12 protein-coding genes are annotated in these 16,387 nt (G+C 73.2%); 7 read left to right on the top strand and 5 right to left on the bottom strand.

Features of this window, described 5'->3' with window-relative positions; translation table 11 throughout:
• Window positions 1-42 precede the first annotated feature (42 nt).
• The 5 genes from ACNYC2_RS11550 to ACNYC2_RS11530 form a co-directional block, all read right to left on the bottom strand.
• A complete protein-coding gene (locus ACNYC2_RS11550) occupies window positions 43-1,047 on the bottom strand; it encodes a LacI family DNA-binding transcriptional regulator (protein ID WP_419707156.1) in 1,005 nt (334 codons plus the stop codon).
• Window positions 1,048-2,241, bottom strand: a complete 1,194-nt coding sequence (locus ACNYC2_RS11545; protein WP_419707155.1) for a sugar ABC transporter permease — start codon at window positions 2,239-2,241, stop codon at window positions 1,048-1,050.
• The gene (locus ACNYC2_RS11540) at window positions 2,238-3,053 is read right to left on the bottom strand and encodes an ATP-binding cassette domain-containing protein (protein WP_419707154.1); all 816 of its coding nucleotides are present in this window, start codon (window positions 3,051-3,053) and stop codon (window positions 2,238-2,240) included. Before ACNYC2_RS11540 ends, ACNYC2_RS11545 begins: the two co-directional genes overlap by 4 nt.
• The gene (locus ACNYC2_RS11535) at window positions 3,050-4,168 is read right to left on the bottom strand and encodes a substrate-binding domain-containing protein (protein ID WP_419707153.1); all 1,119 of its coding nucleotides are present in this window, start codon (window positions 4,166-4,168) and stop codon (window positions 3,050-3,052) included. The genes ACNYC2_RS11540 and ACNYC2_RS11535 overlap by 4 nt, the downstream gene beginning before the upstream one ends.
• A 113-nt stretch (window positions 4,169-4,281) precedes the next feature.
• Window positions 4,282-5,400 carry an ROK family transcriptional regulator gene (locus ACNYC2_RS11530; RefSeq protein ID WP_419707152.1) on the bottom strand — a complete coding sequence of 373 codons (1,119 nt, stop codon included), beginning with the start codon at window positions 5,398-5,400 and terminating at the stop codon, window positions 4,282-4,284.
• Window positions 5,401-5,737: 337 nt separating this feature from the next.
• On the opposite strand from ACNYC2_RS11530, the gene ACNYC2_RS11525 reads away from it, so the two are divergent.
• The 7 genes from ACNYC2_RS11525 (at window position 5,738) to ACNYC2_RS11495 (ending at window position 16,385) form a co-directional block, all read left to right on the top strand.
• Window positions 5,738-7,027 carry an ABC transporter substrate-binding protein gene (locus tag ACNYC2_RS11525; RefSeq protein ID WP_419707151.1) on the top strand — a complete coding sequence of 430 codons (1,290 nt, stop codon included), beginning with the start codon at window positions 5,738-5,740 and terminating at the stop codon, window positions 7,025-7,027.
• 111 nt (window positions 7,028-7,138) lie between these two features.
• Complete coding sequence (locus ACNYC2_RS11520; RefSeq protein WP_419707150.1) at window positions 7,139-8,041, top strand: carbohydrate ABC transporter permease; 903 nt, start codon at window positions 7,139-7,141, stop codon at window positions 8,039-8,041.
• Entirely contained in the window at window positions 8,038-8,931 is an 894-nt protein-coding gene (locus ACNYC2_RS11515; protein ID WP_419707149.1) for a carbohydrate ABC transporter permease, read from the top strand. Before ACNYC2_RS11520 ends, ACNYC2_RS11515 begins: the two co-directional genes overlap by 4 nt.
• A 39-nt stretch (window positions 8,932-8,970) precedes the next feature.
• Complete coding sequence (locus tag ACNYC2_RS11510; RefSeq protein ID WP_419707148.1) at window positions 8,971-9,387, top strand: GNAT family N-acetyltransferase; 417 nt, start codon at window positions 8,971-8,973, stop codon at window positions 9,385-9,387.
• 32 nt (window positions 9,388-9,419) lie between these two features.
• The gene (locus ACNYC2_RS11505; RefSeq protein ID WP_419707147.1) at window positions 9,420-10,427 is read left to right on the top strand and encodes a helix-turn-helix transcriptional regulator; all 1,008 of its coding nucleotides are present in this window, start codon (window positions 9,420-9,422) and stop codon (window positions 10,425-10,427) included.
• 114 nt (window positions 10,428-10,541) lie between these two features.
• Window positions 10,542-14,969, top strand: coding sequence for a S8 family serine peptidase (locus ACNYC2_RS11500; protein ID WP_419707146.1), 4,428 nt, complete (start codon window positions 10,542-10,544; stop codon window positions 14,967-14,969).
• Between the two features lie 129 nt (window positions 14,970-15,098).
• Window positions 15,099-16,385, top strand: coding sequence for an amidohydrolase (locus tag ACNYC2_RS11495; protein ID WP_419707145.1), 1,287 nt, complete (start codon window positions 15,099-15,101; stop codon window positions 16,383-16,385).
• Window positions 16,386-16,387: the final 2 nt, after the last annotated feature.

Here is a 16,387-nt window from a genome sequence, read left to right as displayed (position 1 = left end):
ACCCCTTATGCGCCCCAGAGACGTGACCAGGGACGAGAACCGTCAGCGCGGCGGGCGCTCCCCGCTCCCCCGGGCGACCACCCGGGTCGGCAGCACCACGAGCTCGACGGGCCGCGCCGGGTCCGCCGACCGCGCGACGGCGAGCTCGGCCGCACGGCGGCCCATCTCCACGGCGTCGTAGGCCACGACGGTGATGCCCAGCAGGTCGGCGAGCTCGAAGTCGTCGAAGCCGACCACCGCCACATCGGAGCCGCCCGGCGCGTCCCGCAGCGCCTGGAGCGTCCCGACGGTCACGCGGTTGTTCGCGGCGAGCACCGCGGTGGGCGGCTCCGGGTCCGCGAACAGCTCCACCACCAGGTCGCGGGCGGCCGCGACGGAGTGCGCGCCCGAGCGGTGCAGCCGCTCGGCGTCGGGCACCCCGGCGTCGCGCATGGTCGCGAGGAACTCGGTGCTGCGTTCCTGGTAGGTCCACAGGTGCGGCTCGTCGCCCACGAACGCGATGCGGCGGTGCCCGCGCGCGAGCAGGTGGTCGACGGCGGCCCGCGTGCCGCCGCGGTTGTCGATGACCACCGTGTCGACGTCCATCCCGGCCGCCGGCCGGTCCACGGCCACCACGGTCAGCCCGGCGTCGATCTCGCCCTGCAGCGCCGAGTGGTCGGCGCCCGCGGGCGTCACGATCAGCGCGCCGACGCGCCGTTCGAGCAGCTCGCCGGTCAGCGACCCCTCGCGCGCGGGGTCCTCGTCGGACGACGCCGTGAGCAGCTGCAGCCCGTGCTCCCGCAGCTCCCGCTCGATGCCGCTGGCGAGGGCCGAGTAGAACTGGTTGGCGAGGTCGCCGGTGATGAAGCCGACCAGGCGCGAGAAGCCGCCGCGCGCGAGGTCGGCGGCCACCGCGTTGCGCCGGAAGCCCAGCGAGGTCGCGGCGTCCTGCACCCGCTCGCGCGTCGCGGCGGCCACGTTGGGCTCACCGTTGAGCACGCGGGACGCCGTCTTCAGGCTCACCCCCGCGGCCTCGGCCACCACTGCCAGCGTCGGACGACGGATCATTCAGGCCTCCCGGCGCTTGCGCAGCAGCATGTCGATGATGATCGCCAGCAGCAGGACGGCGCCGGTCACCATGTAGCGGGCCGCCTGGTCGACGTTCATCAGCGTGAGCCCGTTGGCGATGGACTGGATGACGAGCACCCCGAGCACCGCGGACCACGCGCTGCCCCGTCCGCCGAACAGGCTGGTCCCGCCGATCACGGCCGCGGCGATCGCCACGAGGTAGGTGTCGGCGCCGCCGGTGCCCTGGTTGGCGGCGCCCAGGCGGCCCGCCGCGAGCACCCCGCCGAGCGCGGCGAGGGTCGAGCAGGCCACGAAGCACAGCACCACCGTGCGCCGCACGGGTACGCCCGCGAGCATCGCGGCCCGCCGGTCGCCGCCGACGGCGCGCACCGACCGGCCCCACCGCGTGCGGCGCAGCAGCACGTCGGTGACCACCACGAGCAGCGCGAACAGGAGCACCGACCAGCCGATGCCGCGCGCGGTGCCTGCGTACAGGTAGGCCACGATCGCGGACAGCACAGCGGCCAGGACGAACGTGCGGACGACGATCTGCGGCACGCTCGCGCAGGCGAGGTCCGCGCGCCGCCGTCGGGCCCGGGCGGCGACCTGGAGGGCCGCCGAGGCGACCACCGTGACGGCGACCAGCGCCCAGGCCACGCCCGAGGGCAGGAACCCCTGCTGCACCGAGCGGACGAACCACGACTCGAACGGCAGGTTGATCGAGCCCAGCGGGCCGAGCACGCGCAGCTGCACCCCGGCGAGGAACAGCAGACCGGCCAGGGTGAACACGAAGCTGGGCAGCCCGAGCCGGGTCGAGAGCGCGCCGTAGCCCAGCCCGACCACGACCCCGCAGGCCAGGGCGGCGAGGATCGCGACAGCCACCGGCCAGCCCAGGGTCACGGAGCCGACGGCGACGACCGCCGCCGCGAGCCCGCTGAGCGACCCGACGGACAGGTCGATCTGGCCCACCAGCAGCACGAGCACGACGCCGAGCGCTATGACGCCGACGGGGGCGCTCTGCAGCGTGAGGTTGACGAGGTTCTCGGGCGCGAGGAACGCGGGGTTGACCGCGCCCAGGATCAGCCAGATGCCGGCGAGCGCTGCGACGATCGGCAGCAGGCTGTTGCGTCCGCGCATGCGCTGCCAGACGGCGCCCGACAGGCCCGCGCCGGCGACGCTCGGCCCCGCGCTCATCGGCGTGCCGCCCGGTCCGGTCCGGCCTGTTCGGCGCCGGTGCGTCTGGCGCCGACCGGTTTGGCGCCGCTCTGCTTGGCCCCGGGCCGGACGGCGCCCGTCATCGCCGCGAGCAGGTCCTCGTAGGACGCGTCGCCGTCGAACACGTCGTGCACGCGGCCCAGCCGCAGCACGAGGATCCGGTCCGCGACGGCCTGGAGGTCGCCGGCCTGGTGGCTGACCAGGACGACGGCGTGGCCGCGCTCCCGCAGGCGGACGATCAGGTTGAGCACCTCGGCGGTCTGACGCACGCCGAGGGACGCCGTCGGCTCGTCGAGGACGACCACGCGCGGCGAGCCGAGCAGCGCCCGGGCCACCGCGAGGACCTGACGCTGGCCGCCGGACAGCGTGCGCACCGGTTCGCGCAGGGTGGGCACGCTGGCGGCGAGCTGGTCGAGCAGGCGCCAGGCCTCGCGCTCCATGGCGACCTCGTCGAGCAGGGGTCCGCGCCGGGTCTCGTGCCCGAGGAACAGGTTCTCGACGACGTCGAGGTCGTCCACGAGGGCCAGCTCCTGGAACACCGCCGCGATCCCGAGCGCGCGGGCAGCGGCGGGCGAGCCCAGCACCACGGGGCGCCCGTCGAGCAGCACCTGGCCGGCGTCCGGCCGGTGGGCGCCCGCCAGGACGCCCGCGAGCGTGGACTTGCCCGCGCCGTTGTCGCCGACGACGGCGAGCACCTCGTGCTCGTGCACGTCGGCGTCGACGTCCACCAGGGCGCGGACGCCGCCGAACCGCTTGGACACGCCCCGCAGGGAGAGCACCGGGTCGCTCATGACTCCTCCTGCCCGATCAGGCCCGCACGCTCGCAGGCGGCCTCGTACGCGGGCACGCAGATCTGCTCGGTGGAGTAGACCCGCCCGTCGACGATCACGTGCTGGACGTCGGCGGCGGCGACCGCGCGGGGTGCCAGCAGCATCGTCGGCACACCCTTGATGACCACGCTCGCACGGGGGTCCTCGCCGCGCAGCACGCGCACGGCCAGCTCGGCGGCCGTCTGGGCCTGCTGGTCGGTCGCCTTGTAGACGGTCATGAACTGGTCCCCCGCGATGATCCGCTGGACGGCGGCGAGCTCGCCGTCCTGCCCGGTGGTGACGGGCACGGGGTCGAGCCCCGCGGCCTTCGCCGCGGCGATCGCGCCGCCCGCCATGCCGTCGTTGGCGGCGAGGATGCCGTCGACCTGGCCCGGATACCTGGTCAGCATCGCCTCGGTCCACTCGGTGGCCTTGTCGGGGCTCCAGTCGGGCGTGTAGTGCTCGGCGAGCACGTCGATGTCCTCTCCTTCGAGGGCGCGGCGGGTGCCGGCCGCGATCGCGAGCGCGTTGGGCTCGGTCGCCGAGCCGTGCACCAGCAGCACTCCTGGCCGTCCGTCGTCGGAGCCGTCGGAGCCGTCCGAGCCGTCGTCGGCCCGTCCTTCCGCTCGCTCGTCGACTCTCTCCTTGACCGCGCCGACCAGGGCCGAGCCCAGCAGGAAGCCGATGAACTCGTAGTCGTACGACACGTAGTAGTCCGCGCCGTCCACGAACCGATCGTAGGCGATGACCTGCGCTCCGAGCCTCTTGGCCTGCACCACGATCCCGACGGCGGCTACGGTGTCCACGGCGTCGAGCACCAGCACGTCGGCGCCCTGCGCGAGCATCGACTCGGCCTGCTGGAGCTGGGCGGCGGCGTCCTGCCCCGCGTTGGCGTACAGGACGGTGCAGCCGGGGCAGCGACGGTCGACGACCGAGACGAAGGTGGGCCGGTCCGATGCCTCGTACCGGGCGGTCTGTGCCTCGGGCAGCAGCAGCCCGATGGTCCCCTCGTGCGCGGCCCCCTCGGCCCCGGCCGACCCCCCGGGCCCACTGGCCCCACCCCCGCTACACCCCCCAACCAGAAGCCCGACCGCCACAACCCACCCCACAACCCGCTGAGCGCGGGTCCGCTGAGTGTGCGATATCTGCCCTCTCGAAACGGTTCGACGGGGCAGATACCCAGCACTCAACGGGCGAAGGGTCGGGACGGTCACTGGCCTACTCCTAAGGAGCCGAACATGCGGGCCTGGTCCAGGGCGGCCGCCAGGGCGCCGCGGACTCCCGCGTCCGCGCCCAAGGTTGACGGGATCACCTCGACGGGGCCGCGGGACGTCGCCACGATGCGCTGGCCGAGCGCGGTGCGCAGCGGGTCGAGCAGCACGTCCCCGGCCTCGGCGAGGGTGCCGCCGATGACCACGACGTCGGGGTCCACGAGGTTGCACAGGTTGGCCAGCGCGATGCCGAGGTGCCGGCCCGCGTCGAACACGACGCGGCGGCAGCCGGCGTCGCCGTCGAGCGCGCGGGCGACAAGGTCCGCGAGGGTGAGGTGCCCCGCCTCGGGCGGGAGCATCGACAGCAGGCTGGTGGCGCCCACCAGCATCTCGAGGCAGCCGCGGTTGCCGCAGCGGCAGACGGGTCCGTGCTCGTCGACGGACACGTGCCCGATCTCGCCTGCCACCCCGGACCTGCCGTGCAGGGCCCGGCCGCCGAGGACGAGCCCGCCGCCCACGCCGTGCGAGACCCGGACGTAGGCGACCGAGTCGTACCCCGCTCCGGCGCCGAACCGGGCCTCCGCGATCGCGGCGAGCGTCGAGTCGTTGTCGGCGGTCACGGGGACGTCGAGCTCGGCGCCAAGGATCTCGTCGACGTGCACGCCGTCCCAGCCGCGCATCATGCCGACGGTCACCACCTGGCCGGTGCGGATGTCGACGGGCGCCGGCACCCCGACGCCGACGGCGAGGAGCTCGGACGGGTCGGCGTCCACGGCCTCCATCATCTCCCTGACCAGCATCGCGACGCGCTGCAGGCCGGCGTCGGCGCGGTGGTCGGGGGCGAGCGGCATGCGCTGCTCGGCCAGGACCCGCATGGACGCGTCGGAGAGCGCGACGCTGAGCGAGCGCATGCCGAACCGGATGCCGGCGACGACACCGAGGTTGCGGGCGAGCGTCACCTGGAGCGCGCGCCGGCCGTTGCGCGTGGACTGCGCGGTGTGGAGCACGCCGGCGGTGGTGAGCTCCTTGACGATGTTGGAGATAGTGGCTGGGGACAGCCCTGTGACGCCGGCCAGCTCGATCTGCGTGAGCGAGCCACGCTGCTGGACGGCGCTCACGATACGAGCTCGGTTGGCCTCACGCAGTGAGGTCTGCGAGCCCGGGGTCACCCGATCCGCGCGCACAGCGCCCAGGGTAACCGCCTTCCAGGCGGTTTGACGGGTTTGGATACACGAACTGAACCTTGAGGTCACGATCCGGCGTCGCTTGCGTTCAATTCTTGACACCAACGTGGCCCGGTCGTTCGATAGGACCCGGGTTCACGGGCGTACAGGCGCGCCCGGCCGGTCGCGGTAACGATGTGGTCCTGGGCGCGAAGTGACTTCACCTTCGGCGCGCACCACGACGTCGTCCGGGTCGGTGCTCCAGCGACCGAGGAAGGTTGAGGGACCCCAGATGCGTTCGAACCGGAGGATCACCGCGACGGTGGCGACAGCCGCTGTTCTCGGTCTCACGCTGGCCGCGTGCGGCGGCGGCAACACGGGTGGCGACGGCGGCGGCGGCGAGGGTGGCGGCAGCCAGGTCGAGGTGTTCACCTGGTGGGCGGCCGGCTCCGAGAAGGCAGGACTCGACGCCCTGGTCGGCGAGTTCGAGAAGCAGCACCCCGGCATCGAGTTCGTCAACGGCGCCGTCGCCGGTGGTGCGGGCTCGGCCGCGAAGGACCTGCTCCAGACCCGTCTGCAGGCGGCGGACCCGCCGGACACGTTCCAGGCCCACGCGGGCGCGGAGCTGCAGGACTACATCGACGCCGCGCAGATCGAGGACGTCTCCGACCTCTACGACGAGTTCGGGCTGACGGACGCGTTCCCGGCCGACCTGGTCGACCGCCTCTCGTCGGACGACGGCGCGATCTACTCGATCCCGTCCAACATCCACCGCGCGAACGTCGTCTGGGCCAACCCGACGGTGCTCGAGGAGAACGGGATCGACCCTTCAGCCCAGTACGAGGACCTCGACGCGTGGATCACCGACCTCGAGACCCTCGACGCGGCGGGCGTCACGCCGCTCTCGGTGGGCACCACCTGGACCCAGGTGCACCTGCTCGAGACGGTGCTGCTCGCCAGCCTGGGCGCCGACGCGTACAGCGGGCTGTGGGACGGCAGCACCGACTGGGAGGGCGCCGAGGTCACCGCCGCGCTCGAGAACTTCGAGACGCTCATGGGCTTCACCAACGACGACCGTGACGGTCTCGACTGGCCTGAGGCCACCCAGATGGTGATCGACGGCGGCGCCGCGTTCAACGTCATGGGCGACTGGGCCGTCGCGGCCTTCGAGGAGCAGGACAAGGCCCTGGGCACGGACTTCACGGCGGCCCCGGTCCCGGGCACCGACGGGACGTTCGACTTCCTCGCCGACTCCTTCACGCTGCCGGTCGGCGCCCCCGACGCCGAGGGCGCCAAGGCGTGGCTGGAGACCGTCGGCTCGCTCGAGGGCCAGGTCGCGTTCAACAAGGCGAAGGGCTCCATCCCCGCCCGCACCGACGCCGACCCCGCGGACTTCTCCGAGTACCAGCAGACCGCCATCGAGTCGTTCGCGAACGACACGATCGTGTCCTCGCTGGCGCACGGCGCGGCCACCCCGGTCGCGACGCTCAACGCGATCTCCGACGCGACGAGCAAGTTCACCACCGGCGCGTCCGACCTTGCCGGATTCCAGTCCGAGCTGGCAGCCGCCGCACAGGGCTGACACCGCCGTAGGTCGCGCGCCGTCGGGACATCCCGACGGCGCGCGGCTGCGCCCACCGTCTCGCCCACCCGTCTCGCCCGTCCATCTCGCCCATCAATCTGGGGTACCCACATGATCAACAAGCTGCGACGACTCGGGCCACCGCTCCTCCTGCTCGCCCCGTCCCTGATCCTCATCGGCGTCTTCGTCTACGGGCTGATCGCGGCCAACTTCACGACGTCGCTGACGGACAACCACACAGCGGCGCAGGCCACCGGGCAGAAGCCCACCGCCTTCGTATGGTTCACGAACTACCTCGACCTGCTGGCCAGCGAGGACTTCCAGCACTCGCTGATGAACCTCGTCCTGTACACGGTCGTGTTCCTGGCCGGGACCATGGTCATGGGCTTCCTGTGGGCGTGGATGCTCGAGAAGCCGGTCAAGGGCGAGGGGCTGTTCCGCTCGGTGTACCTCTTCCCGATGGCGGTGTCGTTCGTCGCCTCGGGCGTGGTGTGGCGCTGGCTGCTCAACTCCAACCAGGACGACAAGGCCTCCGGCCTGAACCGCCTGTTCCAGATGGTCGGGCTCGACGCGCTGCAGAACAACTGGTGGAACAACGTCACGTTCGGCATCGTCGCGATCGCGATCCCCGCGATCTGGCAGCTGTCCGGCTACGTGATGGCGCTGTTCCTCGCCGGGTTCCGCGGCATCCCCGAGGAGCTGCGCGAGGCCGCGCGGATCGACGGTGCGAGCGAGTGGAAGCTCTACCGGTACGTCCTGTTCCCGCAGCTGTCCCCGGTCGCGCTGTCGGCGCTCATCATCATCGGCCACATGTCGCTCAAGGCGTTCGACCTCATCATGTCGATCTCCAAGCCGGCCAACTACCAGACCAAGGTTCCCGCCGTCGACATGTTCGTGTTCAAGTCGAGCTTCGACTACGCGAACGCCGCCGCCGTCGGCTCGATCCTGCTGATCATCGTCGCGCTCGTCATCGTGCCGTACCTGATCCGCACGAACCGCGAGGAGAAGCGATGACCGCCGCGACCAACGTGCTCGCCAGCCCGCGCACGCCCCCCAGCGGGCCCCCGCCGCGCGTCAGCCGGAGCCGCTACTCCCTGGCCCGCACCCTGAAGTACGCCGGGCTCATCTTCTTCCTGGTAGTCGTCCTCATCCCGGTGTACGTGCTGCTGGTGACCAGCTTCAAGGGCACCGGCGACGCCGACCCGAGCCGCGCCTGGGCGCTGCCCCAGCTCTGGACGCTCGACAACTGGGCCACCGCGTGGACCGCGCTGTCCCCCGCGATCCTGCGCAGCCTCGCGATAGTGGTGCCGAGCTCGATCATCTCGGCGTTCCTGGGCTCGCTGAACGGGTTCGTGCTGGCCCGGTGGAGCTTCCGGGGCGCGGACCTCGTCTTCACGCTGATCCTGTTCGGGATGTTCATCCCCTACCAGGCGGTGATGATCCCGCTGAACCAGCTGGTCCTGGACCTCGGTGTGCCCACGGGCGTGCCGACGCTGATCATGCTGCACGTCGTCTACGGCATCCCGATCACCACGCTGATCTTCCGCAACTACTACATGACGGTGCCGCACGAGCTCATCGAGGCCGGACGGGTCGACGGCGCGGGCATGCTCCGCACCTACTGGTCGATCGTCCTGCCGATCTCGATCCCGAGCTTCGTCGTGGTGCTCATCTGGCAGTTCACCTCGGCATGGAACGACTTCCTGTTCGCGGTGTTCTTCTCGTCGTCGCAGAACGGCCCGGTCACGGTCGCGCTGAACAACCTGGCCAACGGTGCGCTGCTGCAGAACTACGGCGTCTCGATGGCGGGCGCGCTGTTCGCGTCGCTGCCCACGCTGCTGGTCTACATAGTGCTCGGCAAATACTTCGTGGGCGGCCTGATGTCGGGCTCGGTCAAGGGCTGAGTCCCAGGGCCTCAGGGCGGCTCGTGTCATGATCGGCGCATGTATCGCCTCGTGGACGAGCCGCCCACCCTGGACGAGTACCTCGAGCTGCGCCGGGCCTCCGGCCTCTCGCCCAAGACGCCCGAGCAGGGCGCGCCGGCCCTGACCGGCAACTGGTACTTCTGTCACGTACGGACCGGCGCCGACCACGCCGACCCCGGCCGAGCCGTCGCGATGGGCCGCATCATCGGCGACGGCGGCTGGTACTTCCACATCGCCGACATCGCCACGCTGCCGGAGTTCCAGCGCCAGGGCCTCGGCCGGATGGTGATGGACCGCCTCCTCGACGAGATCCGCGCCAAGGCCCCCGCCGACCCGTACGTGACCCTCCTCGCGGACCCCCCGGGGCGCCGGCTCTACGAGAGCCTGGGCTTCGTCGACGCCGACCCGAGCCTCGGCATGCGCATCCGGCTGTGACCGGCCCGGCCGCGGCGTCCTACGCTGGGTCCATGACAGCGGAAGCCGGCAGCGGCGTCGATCCCGACAGCGGGTTCGGCGCCGTCGGGATCGACGACGACACCCGGCTCGTCTACCGCTACGTGCTCGCCCAGGGCACGGTCCGGGTGGACGACGTCGTCCGCGACGTCCCGCTGGAGGGGACCGACGCCTCCGGCATGCTGGCCCGGCTGCGGGCCGCCGGGCTGATCAACCGCACAAGCGGTGGGGAGGGCGAGTACACCGCCGTCGACCCGCGGATCGCGCTGCGCGCGCTGACGGAGCGCACGGAGACCCATCTCGACCGGATCCGGGCGTCGATCCCCGACCTGGCCGACCTGTTCGAGCAGACCGCCGACGCCGGCGAGTCCGCTGCCGGAGTGCACGTGATCGACGACCCGGCGCTGATCGGCGCCTGGTACACCCGCCTGGAGCACGAGGTGACGGCCGAGTTCATGGCGTTCGACCGGCCGCCCTACGTGCTGGCGGGCGAGAACCCCGTCGAACCGCTGGTCCTGGAGCGCGGCGTGCTGTGGCGCGCGGTCTACGCGGCGGAGGTGCTCGACCGGCCGGGCGCCTGGGCCGAGATGCGCTACGCCGCGAGCAAGGGCGAGCGGGCGCGTATCGCACGGACCCTGCCGACCAAGCTGGCTATCGCCGACCGGCGGACGGCGCTCGTCAGCTCCACGCTCGACCCGCACCGGCCGACGGCGATCGTCGTCGAGGGCGGGCCCCTCGTCGACCTGCTCTGCGCCGCCTTCGAGGCCGTGTGGGCCGACTCGATAGAGGTCCCGGAGAGCGACAGCCTGGAGGGCGCGGCTCCCCCGGACCGCGGTCCGGGCAAGGACGACCGGGCGCTGCTCGCCCTGCTCGGCTCGGGCGCGAAGGACGAGACGATCGCGCGCGAGCTCGGGCTGTCCGAACGGACGCTCCGCCGGCGCAGCGCGGACCTGCTGCGCCGACTCGGCGCGGCCAACCGCTTCCAGGCCGGGGCGCAGGCGGTCCGCCGCGGCTGGATCTGACGGATGACCCCCGCGTGACAGCCGTGTAAATACTTGCGGCCGGTACCGGCCAGTGGCCGGAACCGGCCATTACCGCCATTGCCGATCCGGTACGGCGGCGGCTAGACAGCCCTTATGCAACCTCGTTCCTCCGGCCGCCGCTGGGGTGCTCTCGTCACGGGTACCCTCGTCGCTGCCTCCGTGATCCTGTCGCCGGGCGCCGCCGTCGCCGCCCCGAAGCCCAGTTCCCCGAGCGACCCGGTCCGCGTGATCATCGAGCTCGACGCACCGAGCGCCGCCGAGGTGGTCGGCGCCGGGAAGGTCGCCGCCGCACGGTCCGGCACGGGCACCGCCAGGGCGCGCAGCGCCTTCGCCGCCGAGTACCGGGCCGCCGTCGAGGAAGTCGAGGACGCCCAGGGCGGCGTCACCTCGTGGGCCGCCCGCAACGACGTCGTGCTCGACGACCCGAAGTCGGTTACCGGCGTGCTCGACGCGCTGACCGCCACCGTCGACCCCGCGGACCTGTCGGAGCTGCGGGCGGCCCCCGGCGTCGCGCGCGTCACCGAGGACGCGCCCGTCCGCCTCCTCGGCGAGGCCAACATCCCCGCCACGGGCGCGCCGCAGGTCTGGGAGCGCACCGACGCCGACGGCACCCCGGTCAAGGGCGAGGGCCGCACCGTGGCGATCATCGACACGGGCATCGACTACACGCTGCCCGACCTCGGGGCTGGGTTCGGCCCGGGCCATCGGGTCGTGGACGGGTACGACTTCGTCAACGACGACGCCGACCCGATGGACGACCACATGCACGGCACCCACGTGGCCGGCATCGTCGGCGCGGGCGGGGACAACCTCACCGGCATGGCGCCCGAGGTCACGCTCACGGCGTGGAAGGCCATGGACGCGAACGGCGGCGGCACCACCGAGGACCTGCTGCTCGCGCTGGACGCCGCGATCGACCCGCTGGGCGACGCCCCGGCCGACGTCGTGAACATGAGCCTCGGCACGCCCGGCGACGGCACCGACCCGCTGGGTCGGGCGTCCACCGCCGCCGTCCGGCAGGGCGTCGTGGTCGTCGCGGCGGCGGGCAACTCCGGACCCTACGACCAGAGCGTCAGCTCGCCGGCAGCGGCCGAGGGTGTCATCGCCGTCGGCGCGAGCATGACCGGCGTCGCCGACCCGACCCTCAGGCTCGCCCCGGCCCGGAAGGGCGGCGAGCGCCGGCCCCTGGACGTGACCCGGTTCCCGCTGTCGGCGAACCCGCCCGCTGGTGGCCTCAAGGCCCGGCTGGTCGACGTCGGCGACGGGTTCGACGAGGAGGACTACGAGCAGGCGGGCGACGTGCGCGGCGCCGTCGTCGTCATGCAGAGCATGACCACGACCTCGCTGGGCCAGGTCCAGGGACCGCACCTGCTCCAGGCGCAGCTCGCCGAGGAGCACGGCGCCGTCGGCGCGCTGCTGTACTCGCCGAGCCCGACCGACCCGGCGGGCGACGACGGCGCCGGTCCGCAGGGCTCGGCCGGCATCCTGGCGGGCGGCGGCTTCGACCTGCGCCGCGAGCGCCTGGTCATGATGAACATCAGCTCGGCCGAGTACCAGACGTTCAAGAAGGAGGTGCTGGCCGGCACGGCGCGCGGCACCATCGGCTCGATCGACCGGACGGACACGGTCACCGGCTTCAGCTCGCGCGGACCGAGCGACGCCATGACGCTCAAGCCGGAGATCGTGGCGCCGGGCTTCGAGATCATGTCCGACATCCCCGCCGAGTTCGGCGTGGACGGCGACCAGTACCGGATGTCCGGCACCTCGATGGCCGCGCCGCACGTCGCGGGGGCCGCCGCGCTCCTGGCTCAGGCGCGCCCCGAGCAGTCCGGGGAGCAGCTGCGCGCGACCCTCATCGGCAGCGCGCAGGAGCTCCGGTCCGACGACGGCGACGCGTCGCCGTCGGCCCAGGGCGCCGGCAAGCTGGACGTGGCGGCCGCCGTCGACCAGCGGGTCACGGCGTGGCCCGACGCCGTCTCGCTGGGGCTGGCGGACATGGGAGCGAAGCCGGTCCGCACCAGCACCGTGGTGCTGCGCAACTCCGGGAAGAAGTCGGTGACGGTGAAGCTGGCGGCCGCGCCGGCCGAGGGCAGCACCGGCAAGGCCCAGCTCTCGGCGCGGCAGGTCAGGATCCCGGCCGGTCGCAGCGCCTCGGTCGACCTCACCGTCACGCCGGACACCGCGTCCCCGGAGGCCGGGTCGGTCGGCACCGAGACCTCCGGCGTCGTCGTCGGCAAGGTCTCCGACGGCAGCACCGTGCGGGTGCCGTACGCGGCGTACGTGCGCCCGCTGCAGGTCCAGGCCTCGCCGTCGCTGGCGACCGGGAGCACCGAGGTCTTCGTCCACGCGCCGATGGCGCCCGAGGCGGCGCCGACCGTGCGTGCCACGGCGCCCTCGGGCGACGTGTACACCGCGGCGCTGACCGCCGTCGGCACGAGCCCCGGCTGGTTCCGCGGCACGGTGCCGCTCGACGAGCCGGGCACGTACCGGCTCGACGCGCGGGCGACGGTCGCCGGGCGCACCCTCACGGGTTCGGGCGGCGTGCAGTCCGAGGGCGCCGACCAGCCGGGCGGGTGGGAGCAGGTGGGCCTCTCGGGCACGGCACGCGAGCTGGCCACCTCGCCGACTTCGCCGGGTACGGGCCTGGCGATGACGCCGACCGGCGTGCACCCGTTCGTGACCACCGACCACGGCGCCACCTGGCAGCGGGTGCGCAGCATGCCTGTCGCCGACGGCTGGGGCATCCCCGTGGCCGACACGGCGACCCCCGGCGGGTTCTACGTCGCGCTCAACGGCGCGTCCGGCCGGGTCGTCCTCGACCCGAGCTATTCCGGCCGCATCGTGCACACCCCGGACGCCGGGGCCACGTGGACGGTCCTGCCGTTCCCGGACGTCGCGATCCGTGAGCTCGTCGCGGACGGTGACGCGCTCGCCGCGGTCACGGACGACGGCCTCTACCTCAGCCAGGACGGCGGGCAGCGCTGGCGCCGCGTCGCCCCCACGTGGGGCAGCCTGGTCTACAACGCGGCGTTCGCGGGCGACGATCTGCTGATCGCCACCTACGAGGGCATCTACCGGATCGCCGACGTGCTGAGCGGCGGCAGCGAGGTCACGCAGCCCTACGTCACGACCGACTACATCGACCGGCCCCAGGGGGTCGTGGCCGAGGGCTCCACGGCGGTGCTGGTCCGCGGCGACGGCGTCTCGATGACCTCCACCGACTCCGGGGCCACCTGGACGGAGGGCGCCGACACCGGCCAGTCGTACGTCACCGTGACCACGCTGACCGACGGCACCGTGTACGCCTCGGGCCTGTCGTCCTACAGCACGAGCTCCGACAAGGGCGCGACGTGGCAGACCCACCCGCTGCCCGTCCACGGCCCGCTCGCCTCCGACGTCGACCACTGGCCGGGCGCTCCCGCAGGCCAGGTCGTCATGGCGATGGAGGGTGCCGGGTACTACACGACCGACGACGGCGAGGAGTGGACCAAGGCCGGGGTCTCCGGCAGCGACATCTCCGGCGTGCACGCCGGGTTCGACGACGCCGGCGAGCCCGTCGTCCGGGCGGTCGACTACGAGGGCCTGCACCAGCAGCCGCTGGCCGACACGGAACCGGGCGCGCAGGACTGGGGCTCTATCGGCGCCGAGGGCATCGTCGGGCGTCAGCTCACGCACGTGACCCAGTCCCCGCTCGGCGACCGCACCGTCTGGGCGGTCGGCACCAACGCGTTCGGCGGCGGCCGCATCCTCACGGCGGGCGCCGGCGAGTCCGACACCGACCTCGCGCAGGTGGGCCCGACCGGGGGCTTCAGCCCGACGGCGCTGGCGGTGTCCCCGCACGACGAGGAAACCGTGGCGGTGGGCTACACGTCGCTCGTCGACTCGGGCCTCATGGTGTCGCGCGACGGCTTCGAGACGTGGACCAGCTACGACCACGGCCTGCTGATCCAGCAGGTGGTGCCCGACCCGGTGGACGACGAACGGCTGTGGCTGGCGACGTCGGCCGGCCTGTACCGCTCGGACGACCTGGGCAGGACGATCACCCGGCTGACGCAGGACGAGGCCCGGTCCGTCTGGGTCGACCCCGAGGACACCGACCACCTGGTGGTCGGCGAGCTGCCGGGCATCCGGGTGAGCACGGACGGCGGCGAGTCGTTCCGGGCCGCGGAGGTGCCGAACACGTCCGCCGCGGTGGACACGTTCGTGGCCGTCGAGGTGCCGGACGGTCCGGCCGCCGGGACCCAGCTCCTGGTCGCGGGTGCCGCGCGGTGGCGGCCGTACGGGCTGGCGGCCAACGGCGCCGGGGTGCTCGTCTCTGGCGACGGCGGCGCAACGTGGACCTCGGCGTCGAGCGGTCTGACGGCGATGTCCGTGCGCTCCCTGGCCGTGAGCCCGGACGGCGCGTGGGTCTACGCGGGCGCCGACGAGGGCGGGGTGCACCGCACGCCGGTCGGCGCGCTCGTGCCGGACGACCTGCTGCCCGCGGCGACAAGCGCGGACCTGGAGGCCCGCCGCCGCTGAGGTACGCCCGACAGGGTGGTCGGTAGAACGTCAGGTGGTCGGCAGCCCGGGCTGCCGACCACCTGACGTTCTACCGATCACCCGGTCCGGCCCCGCGCAGCCCGCGCTCGCCGGTGGCATGGTGGGCGCATGACACATTCAGGGGTGGCCGCAGGGGTTGACGCCGTTCTTGCGCCGCTGGGCGGGCTGCGGCAGGAGCTGTACGACACCTATGTCGACCTGCACCAGCATCCTGAGCTGTCCTTCGAGGAGCACCGGACCGCGGCCGTCGCCGCCGAGCGGCTCGCGGCCCTCGGGTATGTGGTGCACTCCGGCCTGGGCGGGACCGGCGTCGCGGGCGTGCTCGGCAACGGCGACGGACCGTGCGTGCTGCTCCGCGCCGACATGGACGCGCTCCCCGTCACCGAGGAGACCGGCCTGCCGTACGCCAGCACCGTCCGGGCGACCACCGCCGACGGGGTCGAGTCCGGCGTCATGCACGCGTGCGGGCACGACGTGCACGTCGCCGCCCTGCTCGGCGCCGCCGACCTGCTGGCCCGGGGCCGGTCCGCGTGGTCGGGCACGCTGGTGGTCGTGTTCCAGCCCGCGGAGGAGCTGGGCCGCGGCGCCCGCGCCATGATCGACGACGGCCTGTACGACCTGGTGCCCCGCCCCGACATCGTGCTGGGGCAGCACGTGGCGCCCGTCTCGGCGGGCCTGCTCGGGGTCCATGCCGGCCCGGCGTTCGCCGGCACCGACGTCGTGAACATCCGGCTCGTCGGCCGGGGCGGCCACGGGTCGCGGCCGGAGGCGACCGTCGACCCGGTGGTCATGGCCGCCTCCACGGTGATGCGGCTGCAGACCATCGTCTCGCGCGAGGTCGCAGCCGGCGACGCCGCCGTCGTCACCGTGGGGACGCTGCACGCCGGGACGAAGGAGAACATCATCCCCGACGACGCGTCCCTCGGCGTGAACATCCGCTCCTACGACGAGGCCGTGCGGACCCGGGTCCTGACCGCGATCGAGCGCATCGTGCGGGGCGAGGCGGCCGCGGCGGGCGCGCCGGAGCCACCGACGATCACCACCGGCGACTCGTTCCCGCCGGTCGTCAACGACCCGGTCGAGACCGAACGCACGCGAGGCGTCCTCGCCGCCCGCTTCGGCGCCGAGCGGGTCATCGACCCGGGCCCGGTCGCGGGCAGCGAGGACGTCGGGCTGCTGGCCACCGCCGTCGGCGTGCCGATCGTGTACTGGCTGCTGGGCGGCTGGGACCCGGCCGCCTACCTGGCGGCGTTCGCCGCGGGCACGACGGACCGCGACATCCCCTCCAACCACTCGCCGCGGTTCGCGCCGGTGCCCCACCCGACGCTGGAGACGGGCGTCGAGGCACTCGTGGTCGCGGCCCTGGACCGCCTGGCGACGCCGGCGGCCGGCTGACG

This window comes from Promicromonospora sp. NFX87 (assembly GCF_048564965.1).
In the GTDB taxonomy this organism is placed as follows: domain Bacteria; phylum Actinomycetota; class Actinomycetes; order Actinomycetales; family Cellulomonadaceae; genus Promicromonospora.
Note: the sequence above shows the minus strand (reverse complement) of the source record. Positions and strands in the feature narration are given on the sequence as shown.